The sequence below is a fragment of the bacterium genome, from assembly GCA_035281585.1.
In the GTDB taxonomy this organism is placed as follows: domain Bacteria; phylum UBA10199; class UBA10199; order DSSB01; family DSSB01; genus DATEDP01.
In genome coordinates, this window is sequence record DATEDP010000140.1 from 1 (window position 1) to 14,918 (window position 14,918).

Consider the following 14,918-nt stretch of genomic DNA (forward strand, 5'->3'; position numbering starts at 1 on the left):
AGCCTCGGCTTCACCGAAGAGCGACGGGTCGGCCTGCCCCGTCGGCGCTCGCTCCTCGCCCGCTGCCGCTCGGGCAATCTCGGCATGAAAACCGGCGTCATGGCCGGCGGCCTCTTCGCCAAGGACCTGGCGTGGTTCCGCGACCGGGTGCGGGAGGGGAAGCCTTGCTACTACGATCAGGCATTAATGGTTGGGGTATTGGGGAAGCTGGCGGATCTGAAGGCATGAATATTGCTGTCCATGTCGGACATGTTCCCCACCACGGCTATCGCAAGAATCTCAGAATCCCCGGATTCGATTATTCAATGCCTGGGGCGTATTTCGTCACAATTTGCAGTCGAAATCGTGAATGTTTGTTTGGCGAGGTCGTCTGCGATGAAATGAAATTAAATTCGGTGGGCTCGATGGTCGTCATGCCCAACCATTTTCACGCGATCCTCAGAATCGTAGGGGCGCCCCTTGCGGGTGCCCCAGCCTCAACGATCGCCGGCTCCTCGCCCGGGGCGGGCGCAAGGCCCGCCCCTACGGTTGGAAACATCGTTGGGGTATTTAAGTCGCTAAGCAGCTCCAAATACCTGCAATACATCAAGAAGTCTGGAAACGCTTCGATTTGTGGAATTCTTTGGCAACGCAACTATTACGAACACGTCATCAGAAATGAAAAGTTATTGGAAAAAATACGCGAATACATCCTGCACAATCCCGCACGATGGGAAGATGACCCCGAACGCCCGTAGGGGCACCCCTTGCGGGTGCCCTGTCTGCAGTGATCGCCGGTTCTTTGCCTGGGGCAGGCGCAAGGCCTGCCCCTACAGGATCAGCATGCAATCGCCGTAGCTGAACAGCCGATACCCCGCTTCGATCGCCTCGCGGTAAGCCCGCAGGATATTTTCTCGCCCGGCCAAGGCGCTGACCAGCATGAGCAAGGTCGACTTGGGTTGATGGAAATTGGTGAGCAACCCGTCGATCCGGCGGAAATCGAAGCCCGGCCGGACGAAGAGCCGGGTCTCGCCTTCGCTCTTCCCGCTCAATGCCCAGGTTTCAAGGGCCCGCAAGCTGGTGGTGCCGACCGCGATCACCCGTCCGCCGCGCTTCCGGCAATCCTCGACCGCGGCCTGAGTCGCCTCGGGAATCGAATAGAATTCGGCATGCATGACGTGGTCCTCGACCCGCTGGGTCTTCACCGGCAAGAAGGTTCCCGGCCCCACGTGCAGGGTGAGCTGGGCCAAGGCGATTTGCTTCCGCGCCAAGGCGGCCAAGACCGCCTCATTGAAGTGGAGGCCGGCGGTCGGCGCGGCGACGGCGCCGGGCGCGGCGGCGAAGACCGTCTGATAACGCTCGCGGTCGCTGGCCCGAGGCAGCTCCCGGGCGATATAGGGCGGGAGCGGCATCTCGCCGAATTCGCTCAAAGCTCGGCGCTCTTCTTCCCCGTTTCGAAACTTGACCCGAAAACCCTCGGGACCCACGGCCGCAATCGATAGCTCCGGCCCCCGGGCCTCGGCCTCGGATCGGGAGAGAACTTGGAGGCTGGTTCCTTCCTTCAAGCCGCGGGCCGGCGAAAGGAAGACCTCCCATTCGCCGTCGCCGCGGGGCCGAATCAAAAAGACTTCGACTCGGCCGCCGCTGGGCTTGCGGGCGTAAAGGCGCGAGGCCAAAACCGCGGTGTCGTTGGCCACCAGCAAATCGCCGGTTTGCAGGAGCTCGGGCAGCTCGACAAAACGGCGGTGGCCGATTTCGCCGCTGCGCCGTCCCAGCTGCAGCAGCCGCGAGGCCGAGCGCTCGGCCGGCGGCTCCTGGGCCACCGCCGCCGGCGGAAAAACATAATCGTAATCATTCAAGAATTCAGACATTCTGTCGGCTTCCCCTTGGCTTGACTTTGCGGTCCCCCCGTCTTACAGCCCGCATGCGGAGAAAGAAACTATGGTTCAAGGATTGCTTCGGCGTTATGCCCGCTGGCTCTACGCCCATCCCAAAACCGTGATCGGCGTCGCCTTGGCCTTGACCGTCGTCAGCCTATTCGGCTCGATCTTCTTTCTCAAATCCCAGACCGGAATCCTCGATCTCTATTCGGAAAACACTCCGACCAACCGGCGTTTCCTCTCCTATACAAAAAAATTCGGCGCCGTCGAATACCTGATCCTCGTCTTCGAGGGAAGCCAAGACGCCGAGCGGCGAGCGGCGATGGATCTCCTGGCCCAGCGGCTGGCCCAGGATCCCCATCATTACGTCCGGGACGTCTTCTACAAGGTCGACTTGGGCCTGTTTAAGCGGCACGCCTTCCAGTTCATGAGCCCGAACCAGGCCGAAGGCCTGCTGCAGCAAGCCGAGAGCCCCGACGGCGGCGTCCGCGCCCTCTTCGAGGCCCGAAGCTGGCCGGACTTTCTGGAATACTTCAATTTGTCGCTCGAAAAAGGCCTGCGCGAGGGCAAATCCTCCGACGCCAAGGCCGGCGACTTCGCCAAGTTGATTCAACCGCTGGTGCTGTTCAAGGATTTCCTCGAGGGCCAGAAGCTCGACTCGGCCGCCATCGCCAACCGGCTGGAGGCCGGCCAAGAAGCCCAAGCCAACGTCGACGAGTACGGCTATTTGCGGACCGACGACGGGAAAATGCACCTCATGCTGATCCGGCCGGTCGACAGCAAGCAAGATTACAAGGTCGCCGAAAAACTGGTCGGCTGGGTCCGCCAACAAATCAAAACGATCGGGCCGGAATCGCCCGGCGTCAGCATCGGCGTCACCGGCGGACCGGCCTTGAACGACGATCAGTTCCGCATCAGCCGCAAGGACATGACCCTGGCCAGCATCTTCGCCTACGTATCGACGGCGGTGATATTCATCCTCGCCTTCCATTCCTTCGCTCGTCCCTTCCTCGGCTTGCTGAACCTCAACCTGACCATGACTTGGGTCTTCGGTTTCGCCACCCTGACGGTCGGCCATCTCAATCTGTTTTCGATGGCTTTCATCGTGATCCTGGTCGGCCAAGGCACCTACTACGGCGTGCACGTGGTCGCGCGCTACGAGGAAGAGCTGCAAAAGGGCCGCGGCATCGCTCAAGCGATCGAGGAAACCATCGCCCACGTCTTTGGCAACATCATGACCTCGGCCACGACCACCGCGGCCGCATTCTACGCCACCACCTTGGTCGAGCTGAAGGGCTTCGCCGAGCTGGGTTGGATCGCCGGCAACGGCATCCTGATCTCGGCCCTGAGCATGATCTTCGTCCTGCCGGCCTTCCTCGCGCTCTGGGACCGGCGCCGGTCCGGCGCGGCCTTGAAGGTTCCCCCGATGCCGCCCGGCGGCCCGCTTCGACCCTGGATGCAGCAGGTCCGGAATTTCTTCTTCGGCGGCGCCCGTTGGATCGTCGCCGCGGTGGTCGTCATCGCGGCTTGGGGCGCCTACATGTTCTTCAGCCCCAACCACGGCATCGACTTTGACAACAACTTGCTCAACCTCCAGGCCAAGAACACCGAGGCCGTCCGCTACGAGAAGAAGCTGATCGACACTTCGATGTCGCCGCGGGCCGGAATCTTCATGACCGGCTCGCTGGGCGAGGCCGAGCGGATTGCCGCGGCCGCCGCCAAGCTGCCGACCGTCCAAAGGGTCGAGTGGTTGGGCGCGGTCTTTCCCGAGCGCCAGCCTTCCGGCACGACGGCCCGCTTGCGCCGGGTGATCTTGGAGCTTCCGGATGCCGCCCTGGCCGAGCCCGACCCGCGGGAGCTGCAAAGCCAGCTCTCGCGGTTGAAGGCCAACCTCGAAGAGGTCCAAAACCGGGCCCTTTCCGCGACCGAGGGTGAGAAGATCGTGGCCGCGGCCGAGGATGGCATCGCCGCCATCGACGCCGCCCTGGCGAAGTTTCCGGCGCCCACCTTGGATGCCGGCGCTCGCCGGACCGTGGAGAGCCTGCTAACTTCGGCGGTGTCCGAATTTCAGAGCGATTTCTTCGGCGGCTTGCGCGGGACGCTGAAGGCCGCGGCCGCCTCCCCGCCGATGCGGCTGGAGGAGCTGCCGAGCGAGATTCGCGATCGCTTTCTTTCGGCCGACGGGACTTACGCGATTTATGCCTATCCCAAAGTCAACATTTGGGAACGGGGGCCGCTGGAGGCTTTCATCGGCGAGCTCCGCCAGGTGTCGGGCGAGGTCACCGGCCCGCCGGTGATGTTCTTCGAAATCCTTCGGCTGGTCCGAAAAGATTATTTTCGGGCCGGCTTCTACTCGGCGATCGCGATTTTTTTGCTCTTCCTCATCGACTTTCGGTCCTTGCGCTATGCCCTGCTCAGCTCCCTGCCGCTGGTCTTCGGCGTCTTCTCGCTCTTTGGGCTGATGTCGCTTTTCGACCTGCCGTTCAACACCGCCAACATGATCGCCCTGCCGATGATCTTGGGGATCGGAGCCGACAACGGAGTCCACATCCTGCACCGTTTCCGCGAGGAGGGTGCCAATGGTCTGGATTTCCTCTTCAAATCGACCGGAAAGGCGGTGCTGATCACCTATCTCGACTCGATGACCTCCTTCGTCGGAATGGCCTTTGCCAGCCACCAAGGCCTGGCCCAGCTCGGAAAAGTCGTCGTTCTCGGCCTGACTTGCTGCATGTTCATGGGGATGTTTTTCCTGCCGGCGGTCATGTCGCTCTACATCCGCCGCAAACGCCGCGCCGAAACCGTTCCGATGGCCGCCGTTTAAATGGTGGACAGCCGAAGCAAGGCCCTTCATATTCGGGTTAAATCCTATTCACCGGAGGTTTCCCGATGCGCACTCGTCTCGAACCCCTGGCTCTCACCTTACTTCGAATCGGCACCGGCATCATCATGGCGGCTCACGGCTGGCAAAAGGTCCAGAACCTGCAAGCCACCGTCGAAGGTTTCGCCAGCATGGGCATCCCCAAGGCCGGCGTTTACCTGGCGATCGCCGGCGAGCTTGGCGGCGGTTTGGGCCTGATCTTCGGCCTGCTTACTCCGCTGGCCGCTTTCGGCGTCTTCTGCGTCATGGCGGTCGCAATTTTCCAAGTTCACCTGAAAAGCGGGCTTTTCGCCAAGGACGGCGGCTTCGAATATCCGATGACGCTGGGCCTGGTCGCGCTCTACTTCATTTGCCGCGGCGCCGGGCCCTACAGCCTCGACGCGCTGTTCTGCCGGAAGAAAGAAACCGTGTAGGGGCACCCCTTGCGGGTGCCCAATCTGCGGGTGATGGCAACGTCATCGCCTGGGGCAGGCGCAAGGCCTGCCCCTACGGGAAATATTTCCTCCGGCGGCCAAAGCCGGCCATGCTAGAATCTTGCGCATGGCCGATACGCCGAAAAACGACCGGCTCGATCCCCGAGAAGTCGAGGACTGGTTCCACTCGCTCGACGCGGCGCTTCAAACTCATGGGCCGGGGCCGGTCCGCCGGCTTTTGGATGAGCTGCTGATTCACGCCGCGTCCAAGGGCGCCGCCCTGACGCCCCGGCTGAACACGCCCTATGTCAACACGATTCCGGTCGAAGCCCAGCCGGCCTATCCCGGCGACGGCGCGATCGAGTGGCGGATCCGCAGCCTGGTCCGCTGGAACGCGATGGCGATGGTGGTCCGGGCCAACAAGAAATACCCGGGCATCGGCGGCCACATCTCGACTTTCGCCTCGGCCGCCACGCTCTACGAGGTGGCTTTCAATCATTTCCTGCGCGGCAAGGACAACGGCGATTTTGGCGACCAAGTTTTCATCCAGGGCCACGCCGCGCCCGGCATCTACGCCCGCTCCTTCCTCGAAGGCCGGATCGGCGTGGCCGAGCTGGAGAATTTCCGGCGGGAGCTGGAGAAAGGCGGCGGCCTTTCCTCCTACCCCCATCCCTGGCTGATGCCCTCCTATTGGGAATTTCCCACCGTCTCGATGGGCCTTTCGCCGCTGGCCGCGATCTATCAAGCCCGCTTCAACCGCTATCTCCAGGCCCGGGGCATCAAGGACACCTCGGGCTCGCGGGTCTGGGCCTTCCTCGGCGACGGCGAAACCGACGAGCCCGAATCGCTGGGCTCGCTCTCCATCGCCGCCCGCGAGGGCTTGGACAACCTGACCTTCGTCGTGAACTGCAACCTCCAAAGGCTCGACGGACCGGTCCGCGGGAATGGCAAGATCATCCAAGAGCTGGAGGCGGTGTTCCGTGGCGCCGGCTGGAACGTGATCAAGGTCATCTGGGGCTCGGACTGGGATCCGCTGCTGGCCAAGGATCACCACGGCCTGCTGGTCAAACGGATGGGCGAGGTCGTCGACGGCCAATACCAAAAATATTCGGTCGAGCCCGGCGCCTATACCCGCAAGGATTTCTTCGGCGTGTCGCCGGAGCTGCTCCAGCTGGCCGAGCCGCTCAGCGACGAGCATATCCGAAAGATGCGGCGCGGCGGCCACGATCCCGACAAGGTCTATGCGGCCTATCACGCCGCCACCCGCCATCGCGGCGGACCGACCGTCATCTTGGCCAAGACCATCAAGGGCTACGGCTTGGGCGAAGCCGGCGAGGGCCGCAACATCACTCACCAGCAGAAGAAGATGAACGAGGCTGAGCTCAAGGCCTTCCGCGACCGCTTCGAGATCCCGATTCCCGACGAGAAGCTCGGCGACGTGCCCTTCTACCGGCCCGATCCAAAGTCGCCGGAGATGCAATACTTGCTCGAGCGGCGGGCCAAGCTCGGCGGATCGCTGCCCAAGCGGCGGGTCCTCGCCAAAACCTTGGAGGTGCCGGGCTTGGAGGATCTCCAAGAATTCCTGGCCGGCACCGGCGACCGGGCGGTGTCGACGACCATGGCCTTCGGCCGGCTGCTCAACCTGCTGCTCCGCGACAAAAAAATCGGGCGGCGGGTCGTGCCGATCATCCCCGACGAGGCCCGGACCTTCGGCCTGGATCCGCTTTTTCGCCAAGTCGGCATCTATTCGGCCATCGGCCAGCTCTACGAGCCGGTCGACAAGAGCATGCTGCTTTATTACCACGAGTCGAAGGAGGGCCAGGTCTTGGAGGAAGGCATCACCGAGGCCGGCTCGATGGCCTCCTTCACCGCCGCCGGCACCGCCTACGCCAGCCACGGCGAGCCGATGATTCCCTTCTATCTTTTCTATTCGATGTTCGGCTTCCAACGAACCGGCGACCAGATGTGGGCCTTCGGCGACCAGCGCGGCCGCGGCTTTCTTTGCGGCGCCACCGCCGGCCGGACCACCTTGGCCGGCGAGGGCCTCCAGCACCAGGATGGCCACAGTCATCTGCTGGCCAGCACCGTGCCCAACATCCGGGCCTACCATCCGGCCTTCGCCTACGAAATCGCGGTCATCGTCCAGGAAGGACTGCGCCGGATGCACGTCGAGCTCGAAGACTGTTATTACTACCTGACCTTGCAGAATGAGAATTACCCGATGCCGGAAATGCCGGCCGGCGCCGAGAACGGAATTTTGCATGGCCTCTACCGCTTCGAGGCCTCGCGCCAAAAGCCGGATTGGCCCAAGGTTCAGCTTTTCGGCAGCTGCGCCATCCTCCGCGAGGTCCTGCGGGCCAAGGAGCTGCTCGAAAAGCAGTTCCAGGTCGCGGCCGACGTTTGGAGCGCCACCAGCTACCAGCTCCTCCGCCGCGAGGCCCTCTCCTGCGAGCGCTGGAACCGCCTCCATCCGGAGTCGCCGCCGCGCCGCTCCTATCTCGAAAAGACGCTGGCTGAAGTCGAAGGGCCTTTCATCGCCGCCTCGGATTCGCTGCGGGCGGTGCCCGATCAAATCGCCCGCTGGATCCCGGGCGCTTGGCTGAGCCTCGGCACCGACGGCTACGGCCGCAGCGACGGCCGGGAGGCTCTCCGGCGATTTTTCGAAGTCGACGCCGAGCACATCGCGGTCGCGGCCTTGGTCGAGCTGGCCAAGGCCGGCAAAGTCATGAAGTCGGTGGCGGCTCAGGCGATTCGGGATTTCGGCTTGAACGGCGAGAAGCCGGATCCGTGGACGGTGTGATTTCCCCCTTTGAAAAAGGGGGATTAAGGGGGATTTAAAACGGTCGCGGGAAGAAAAAACCTGGAAATCGAAACCCGTCCTTTGCGACGGCTTTCAAATCCCCCCCTGCCCCCCTTTTTCAAAGGGGGGTATCGGCGATTAATTCATCGGGATTTTCACGTCGGTGGTCTCGCCGACTTCGCTCTCGGGATAGGCGTCGAGCAGGCGGGTGTAGAGCTCGACGAATTTGTCCTCGCCCTTGTTCTCGGCGAAGCGCCGGGCGGCCTGGAGATAGCGGCGGCCTTCTTCGAGGCCGGCTTTCTTTCGGATCAAAGCCTCGATCAGCTTGAGGTCGATATTGGTGGCCGAGGCCAGCCCCTCGAAATCGTCTTTCATCGCGTCGACCAAGCATTGGACGGCCTTGGTCCGCTCGCCTTTCTTCAAGTAGGCGAGACCCATCGTGGCGTTGGCCTGATGGAGGAAGGGCGGATCGCTGCGCGAGATTTCCAAAACCTTCTGGCAGCGGCGGAGGGCGGTGTCGAATTGGCCGAAGACGTCGATCAGGAGCCGAGCCGAGATCAGCTTGAGGGCCGGGTCCTCGGGCAAGAGCTTTTCGGCCTTCTCATAGAACTTCCAGGCCTTGGGGAACTCTTTCTTGACCTTATAGAGCACGCCGAGGGTCGAATAAAAGAGCGCCGCCAGGACCTTGTCCTCCTGGGATTCGGCCTCGCTCAAGCCGGCATGGAGCTCCCCCTCGGCGGCGTCGAGGTTCTTCGCCGCCATCAGGTCGAAGGCCTTGTAAAGCCGGTCGCTTTTCACTTTTTCGTGGACGCTTAAGACCATGTCTGCTCGCTCAAGATGCCTTTTAACAAATCCCCGGCGGAATGACAAAAAGGTTTATTGCGGGTCGAAAAACGAGACGATCAAGCTCGCCGGGATTTGAACCTGAAGGGTGCTCAAATCGATCTGCATCGGCTGCCCCTGGAAAAAGAAGGTCAAGGGCGGCAAATCCTGATCCAATTGCAGGGAAGCCGAATTGCTGCTCAGAGTCAGGTCGCTCAAGGTCAAATTTTGCTCGGGAGTTTCGATGATCAGGCTGAGCCGCATCGTGTTGGTTCCCGATGGATTGTTGTTGCGGTTGAGCTTGTAGACGGTGGCGCTGGCCGGGAAATTGGGATCCAAGACCAGATTGATCGGGCCCAGGTCGGGAAAGGTCGCGCTGGCGTTGAGGTTGAAAACGTCAAGCTCGAAGCGGTCGTTGAACTCCTGGACGATCTCCGCTTCGAGGGTTCCGACGGCCGTTTGGATCACCAGGCTGTCGGGATTTGTCGCCGTCACGATCAAATCCGATTGAACGTCCATCAGGAAGGGCTGGCCGCCGCTGCCGCAAGCGGAGAGGATGAGTGAAATCGAAAGGGCCAGGGCGCAAAACAGGCGTTGCCAAGCGTTCTTCATCGCGACTCCTTTGTGGATAGTAACAAAGTGTCGCCCGGCCGCTCAAAAAGTTTCCTTAAAAAAGCTAAAAAAATTCATGCCTTAGAGACGCTTCCCCGCCGACGGAGGGGGTCGGTGCCGTCGCCTGCTCCAGGCTAAGCTATTGTTTTTATTTAAAATTATCCTGGGCTGAGCAAGCTGGACATTGCCGGGTGGAGCCGGCCGTTGCTGGCCAAGATCTCCTTGGAATAGACGTCGAAGGCCTTGCCCCGAAAATCGCTGACCTTACCCCCGGCCTCCTGAATCATGAGGTAGCCGGCGGCCACGTCCCAAGGGAAGAGGTTGAGCTCCCAAAAGCCGTCGAAACGGCCGGCCGCGACATAGCAGAGGTCGACGGCCGCCACGCCGTCGCGGCGAATGGCTTGGGACTTCATCAAAAACTTTTGGAAGTGGTCGAGGTTGTTGTTGGCGGTTTCGCGGACGTTGTAAGCGAAACCGGTGGCCAGCATCGCGTGGTTCAAGTCGGCGACTTGGCTGACCGCGAGCTTCTCGCCGTTGAGGCGGGCGCCCCCGCCCTTTTCGGCCAAGAACATTTCGTCGCGGTTGGGCTCAAAGACGGCGCCGACCACGATCTCGCCCTTGTGCTCCAAGGCGATGGAGACGCAAAAAAGGCGGTAACCATGGGCGTAGTTGGTGGTGCCGTCGAGCGGGTCGATGATCCACTTGTACTCGCTGTTCTTACGGCGGCCGCTGCCCTCCTCGGCCAGGATGTCGTGTTCGGGGAAGCGGCCTTGCAACACCTCGACGATGGCTTTTTCACAGGCCTTGTCGACGTCGGTGACCAGGTTGATGCTGCCCTTGAACTCGATCTGCTTGTCGCGTTTCAATCCTTCCAGCTGGAGTTTCCCGGCGATCCGGCAAGCCGCTTCGGCGGCGACGATGAAATCTTTCATGATCAAAACGAACCCTTCCTTCTAGCCCTCGCGAAGGCAAAGACCTGCACCGAACGGGCCCCGGCTTGCAAGAGGCATTTGCTGAAGCTCTCGGCGGTGGCTCCGGTGGTCAAGACGTCGTCGACGAGGAGGATGCGCCGGCCGGCCAAGGAACCGGGCTTGAGCGGAAGGAAGCTGCCGGCCAGGACCCGCTGCCGCGCGCCGCGGTCCAAGCGGGCCTGAGGTTCCCGGGTTCTCCGCCGTCCACCCCGCCAGACCGGGACTTCGATCCGGGCCCCGCGGCTCAAGGCTCGAAGCAGCAAATAGCTTTGATTGAAGCCGCGCCGGCGGCGCCGCGACCAACCCAGGGGCATGGCGACCAGGAAGTCGGGGGCGCAGGTTTCGACGGCGGCCCGAAAATGGGGCGCTCCTTTCTCGGCCAGGGGGCCCAGGGCGCTGCGCCGTCCCCCGAACTTAAGGGCGTGGAGCAATCCCACCGCGCTGCCGTCGAACTCGACCGCCGCGTGGACCTTTTCGAAGCTCGGCGGGTTTTGCAGGCAGACCCCGCAGCGATGAGCGGAAAGCCCTTGGCCGGCGAAAGGATCGGCGCAAAGCTCGCAACGCCAAAGTGAAAGCTCGACCCACAAACCGGCGCAGGCGGCGCAAAGGCCGGGCGGCTCCTCGATCAAGCGGGGGCAGAGCTCGCAGCAGGGCGGAGCCAAGCAGGAGCGAAGGAAACGGCTGTTAAACAATCATGCTTCGGCCGGTCATCTCGGCGGGCTGGGGGATTCCTAGTATCTGGAGCATGGTCGGAGCGATGTCCTCGAGCTTGCCCAGAGGCCTGAGCCGGCTTCCTTTCCAAGCTTCACCAATAAGCAAGAAAGGGACCAAGTCGAGGGTGTGAGCGGTGTGCGGCCGGCCGGCCTCGTCGACCATCCGCTCGCAATTGCCGTGGTCGGCGGTGACGAGCATCGTCCCACCCCGGCCCGCGATCGCTTGGTGAATGCGGCCGAGCTGGACGTCGAGGGTTTCCACGGCCTGGATCGCGGCCGGCAATTTGCCGGAGTGGCCGACCATGTCGGCATTGGCGAAGTTGAGGATGATGACGTCGTAGAGATCCTGCCCGATCCGTTTCAGCACTTCCTCGGTGATCTGAGGGGCGCTCATCTCGGGCTTGAGGTCGTAAGTCGCGACCTCGCGGGGCGAAGGGACCAAAACCCGATCCTCGCCCGGAAAAACTTTTTCCTCGCCGCCGTTGAAGAAGAAAGTGACGTGGGCGTATTTCTCGGTCTCGGCGATGCGGAGCTGGGTCAAGCCCCGGCCGGCGATCAGCTCGCCGAAGGTGCTCTTCAGCTCGACCCGCGGGAAGGCGATGGGCAAGGTCAGGGCCTGGTCGTACTCGGCCATGCAGACGTAGGCTCCGAGCTTGGGAAAAACCCGGCGCTCGAAGCCGCTGAATTCGGCCTGAGTCAAAGCGTAGGTCAGCTGGCGGGCCCGGTCGGCCCGGAAATTGAAGAAGATCACGGCGTCGCCGTCCTTCATCGCTTTTTGGGGCCGGCCTTGGCCGTCGGTCAAGACGATGGGCTTGACGAACTCGTCGGAGCGGCCGGCGGCGTAGGAGGCGGCGACGGCGGCCCGGGCGTCCTGGGCCTTCTCGCCCAAGCCCTCGACGAGGGCGCGGTAGGCTTCCTCGGTCCGCTCCCAACGCTTGTCCCGATCCATCGCGTAGTAGCGGCCGGTCACTGTCGCCAAGGTTCCGATTTTTTGGGCTTGGATTTCCTCCTCGAGTCGCTGGAGGTATTCGAGGCCGCTTTCCGGCGGCGTGTCGCGGCCGTCGAGAAAGGCGTGGATCGCGACATCCTGCAATCCTTCCTGCTTGGCCAGCTTGAGCAGGGCGAAGAGATGGTCTTGATGGGAGTGGACGCCGCCGTCGGAGAGCAGCCCCATCAGGTGTAAAGTGGAATGATTTTGCTTGGCGGCCCGCACCGCCGCAAGCAGGGCCGGATTATGGAAAAAGCCGCCGTCCTCGATCGCGCCATAGATCCGGGTCAAGCCGACCATGGCGATGCGGCCGGCGCCGATGTTGAGATGGCCGACTTCGGAATTGCCCATCACCCCCTCGGGCAGGCCGACCGAATGGCCGGAGGCGTCGAGGGCGGCGCCGGGGTATTCCTGGAGCCAGGCATCGTAGTTCGGAGTCCGGGCCTGGGCGATGGCGTTGTGCTCCGGCGATTCGTTGATGCCCCAGCCGTCGAGGATGATGAGGATGAGCGGTTTTTTCATTCGTGGTGATAGGGAACGTTCTTCAAAATGGTCAGAGCGCGGTACAGCTGCTCCAGAGTCAGGACCCTAGCCAACTGATGGGGCAAAGTCAATTTGGAGAGGCTCCAGCGGACCTCGGCCCGCTTCTTCAATTCCTCGTCGAGGCCGAAGGCGCCGCCGACCAGAAAGGCGATCTCGCTTGGCGAGTGATGGAACCACTGGCCCAGCTCCCAGGACAAGTCGATGCTCGACCACTGCTCGCCGTGCTCGTCGAGGACGACCAGATGGGCGTCCTTCTTGAGGTGCTTCTCGACCCGCTCGGCCTCGCGGCGCAGGACCTTGGGGATCTCGGCCTTGGCGCCGACCTTCTCATCGGGGATCTCGATCACCTCGAAGGGTTGGAAGCGCCGGATCCGGCGCTCGTATTCCTGAGCCAGCTGTTGGAAGGCCTCGCGCTTGATCTTTCCGATGGCGAGGAGCTTGAGCTTCATTTTTTCTTCTTGGGCTTGGCTTTGGTTTTGGGTGTGGGTTTGGCCGGTTTGGCCGGCTTGGCCGGCTTCGGCTTCTTGACTTGGCTCGGCTTCTTCTTGGCCGGACGGGCCCCGTCGACGGTCAAGGCCGGCGCGTGAGACCAGAATTCGTCCAGGCCGTAATAGCGCCGCTGTTCCTCGAGGAAAAGATGGAGAACGACGTCGCCGTAGTCGAGCAGGACCCAATTGCCCGAGTCTTGGCCCTCGTAGCTCAGCGGCAGCCGGCCCAACTCCTTTTTCACCTTCAAATGGACCCGATCGGCGACCGAGCGGACGTGGCGGTCGCTGGTTCCGGTGCCGAGGATGAAATAATCGGTGTAGCTGACCAAGCCCCGGAGATCGAGGAGCTTCAAATCGCGGACCTTGGTGTCGAGGGCTTCGCTGGCTATTTTACGGGCCAGTTCTATCGTTTCCATCTTGGGTCAAATCCCCCCTGTCGTTTAATTTCTTTTTTTGCGGGGGCGTTGAATGCTTCGTTGCTTGGGTCAATTCCCCCCTGCCCCCCTTTTTCAAAGGGGGGTTTAGTTATTAATCGCGTACTTGGCCTTCGCCGCGGACGACGTATTTCTGAGCCGTCAGCTCCTCGAGACCCATCGGGCCGAAGGCGTGAAGCTTGGTCGTCGAAATCCCGATCTCGGCGCCCAGGCCGAGCTGGCCGCCGTCGTTGAAGCGGGTCGAGGCGTTGACCATCACCGCCGAGGCATTGACCTCGCGGAGGAAGCGTTCGGCGTGGCTTTCGTCGTTGGTCAGGATCGACTCGGTATGGAGCGAGCCGTAACGCTCGATGTGGCTGAGGGCTTCGTCGAGGCCTTCGACGATCTTCACCGCCAAGATGAGGTCGAGATACTCGGCGTCCCAATCGGCCTCGCTCGCCGGCTTGGCCTCGGGCACTAGCGACTGAGTCTTGGCGTCGCCGCGAATCTCCACCCCAAGGCGTTGCAGCTCGGCCGCCATCCGCGGCAGAAAGGCGTGGGCAACCTTGGCGTCGACCAAGAGCGTCTCCAAGGCGTTGCAGACGCCGGGCCGTTGGACCTTGGCGTTGAGGATGATCTTTTCGGCTTTGTCGAGATCGGCGTTGTGATCGACGAAGATGTGGCAAACGCCCTTGTCGTGCTTGACCACCGGGATCTTGCTGGTCTCGCGCAGCATCTTCATGAGGCTTTCGCCGCCGCGCGGGATCACCAGGTCGATCGATCGGTCTTGCTCGAGCAGGACTTTCAAGGCGTCGCGATCGGCGACCGGAACCACCTGGATCAAGTCGGGCGAGACGCCCGAAGACTTCAAAGTCTCGCGCAGGATGTCGCCCAAGATTTTGTTGCTGTGGATCGCTTCGGAGCCGCCGCGCAGGATGACGACGTTGCCCGACTTCAGGCAGAGGGCCGCGGCGTCGACCGTGACATTGGGCCGCGACTCGTAGATGATCGCGATGACGCCCAAGGGAATCCGGACTTTCTCGATGCGCAGGCCATTGGGGCGGGTCCAGCCTTTGACCACCTGGCCGATCGGGTCCTCGAGGCCGACGATCTCGCGCAGGCCCTGAGCCATTTCGCCGATGCGCTTTTCGTTCAAGGTGAGCCGATCGATCATCGCGGCCGACAGCCCCTTGGCTTGGGCGGCTTCAAGGTCCTTGCGGTTTTCGGCCAAGATCCGGGACTGGGAGGCGAGCAGGTGATCGGCGGCCTTGCTCAGGATCTCGTTCTTCTTGGGGCTGCTCAAGTTGGCCGCCTCGCGGGCGGCGTGCTTGGCGCGGTCGGTCAGTTGGAGAATTTCTTCGAAGGCCATAGGCTCTATTCCCTTGCCCTTTGCCGGGGCAAGTTTACAATCCCTGCTT

14 protein-coding genes are annotated in these 14,918 nt (G+C 62.2%); 5 read left to right on the top strand and 9 right to left on the bottom strand.

Annotated elements, in window-relative coordinates; genetic code table 11:
* Both VJR29_12995 and VJR29_13000 read left to right on the top strand, forming a co-directional pair.
* Positions 1 to 228: hypothetical protein (locus VJR29_12995; protein HKY64323.1), on the top strand; the 228-nt coding region annotated here is incomplete at its 5' end.
* On the top strand, positions 225 to 737 hold the full coding sequence (locus tag VJR29_13000) for a transposase (protein ID HKY64324.1): 513 nt from the start codon (positions 225 to 227) through the stop codon (positions 735 to 737). The genes VJR29_12995 and VJR29_13000, both read left to right, overlap by 4 nt.
* 72 nt (positions 738 to 809) lie before the next feature.
* Here VJR29_13000 and queA read toward each other — a convergent pair whose 3' ends face one another.
* Positions 810 to 1,850 carry a tRNA preQ1(34) S-adenosylmethionine ribosyltransferase-isomerase QueA gene (gene queA / locus VJR29_13005; protein HKY64325.1) on the bottom strand — a complete coding sequence of 347 codons (1,041 nt, stop codon included), beginning with the start codon at positions 1,848 to 1,850 and terminating at the stop codon, positions 810 to 812.
* Positions 1,851 to 1,920: 70 nt separating this feature from the next.
* Between queA and VJR29_13010 the strand changes: the two genes are divergently transcribed.
* The 3 genes from VJR29_13010 (at position 1,921) to aceE (ending at position 7,950) form a co-directional block, all read left to right on the top strand.
* The gene (locus tag VJR29_13010) at positions 1,921 to 4,680 is read left to right on the top strand and encodes an MMPL family transporter (GenBank protein ID HKY64326.1); all 2,760 of its coding nucleotides are present in this window, start codon (positions 1,921 to 1,923) and stop codon (positions 4,678 to 4,680) included.
* Positions 4,681 to 4,745: 65 nt separating this feature from the next.
* Positions 4,746 to 5,150: a DoxX family protein gene (locus VJR29_13015; GenBank protein ID HKY64327.1), complete on the top strand. Its 405-nt coding sequence runs from the start codon at positions 4,746 to 4,748 to the stop codon at positions 5,148 to 5,150.
* A gap of 127 nt (positions 5,151 to 5,277) precedes the next feature.
* Complete coding sequence (aceE, locus tag VJR29_13020) at positions 5,278 to 7,950, top strand: pyruvate dehydrogenase (acetyl-transferring), homodimeric type (GenBank protein HKY64328.1); 2,673 nt, start codon at positions 5,278 to 5,280, stop codon at positions 7,948 to 7,950.
* 138 nt (positions 7,951 to 8,088) lie between these two features.
* On the opposite strand, the gene VJR29_13025 is transcribed toward aceE, so the two are convergent.
* From VJR29_13025 to VJR29_13060, 8 genes are all read right to left on the bottom strand, one after another.
* Positions 8,089 to 8,772, bottom strand: a complete 684-nt coding sequence (locus tag VJR29_13025) for a hypothetical protein (protein HKY64329.1) — start codon at positions 8,770 to 8,772, stop codon at positions 8,089 to 8,091.
* 54 nt (positions 8,773 to 8,826) lie between these two features.
* Positions 8,827 to 9,384: a hypothetical protein gene (locus VJR29_13030; GenBank protein HKY64330.1), complete on the bottom strand. Its 558-nt coding sequence runs from the start codon at positions 9,382 to 9,384 to the stop codon at positions 8,827 to 8,829.
* A 158-nt stretch (positions 9,385 to 9,542) separates the two neighbouring features.
* Positions 9,543 to 10,316, bottom strand: coding sequence for an inositol monophosphatase family protein (locus VJR29_13035; GenBank protein ID HKY64331.1), 774 nt, complete (start codon positions 10,314 to 10,316; stop codon positions 9,543 to 9,545).
* Positions 10,317 to 10,318: 2 nt separating this feature from the next.
* Complete coding sequence (locus tag VJR29_13040) at positions 10,319 to 11,047, bottom strand: ComF family protein (GenBank protein HKY64332.1); 729 nt, start codon at positions 11,045 to 11,047, stop codon at positions 10,319 to 10,321.
* Positions 11,040 to 12,578, bottom strand: a complete 1,539-nt coding sequence (gene gpmI, locus VJR29_13045; protein ID HKY64333.1) for a 2,3-bisphosphoglycerate-independent phosphoglycerate mutase — start codon at positions 12,576 to 12,578, stop codon at positions 11,040 to 11,042. The genes VJR29_13040 and gpmI overlap by 8 nt, the downstream gene beginning before the upstream one ends.
* Positions 12,575 to 13,048, bottom strand: a complete 474-nt coding sequence (gene rlmH, locus VJR29_13050; GenBank protein HKY64334.1) for a 23S rRNA (pseudouridine(1915)-N(3))-methyltransferase RlmH — start codon at positions 13,046 to 13,048, stop codon at positions 12,575 to 12,577. The genes gpmI and rlmH overlap by 4 nt, the downstream gene beginning before the upstream one ends.
* Complete coding sequence (rsfS, locus tag VJR29_13055; protein ID HKY64335.1) at positions 13,045 to 13,503, bottom strand: ribosome silencing factor; 459 nt, start codon at positions 13,501 to 13,503, stop codon at positions 13,045 to 13,047. Before rsfS ends, rlmH begins: the two co-directional genes overlap by 4 nt.
* Positions 13,504 to 13,615: 112 nt before the next feature.
* Positions 13,616 to 14,869, bottom strand: a complete 1,254-nt coding sequence (locus VJR29_13060; protein HKY64336.1) for a glutamate-5-semialdehyde dehydrogenase — start codon at positions 14,867 to 14,869, stop codon at positions 13,616 to 13,618.
* Positions 14,870 to 14,918 lie beyond the last annotated feature (49 nt).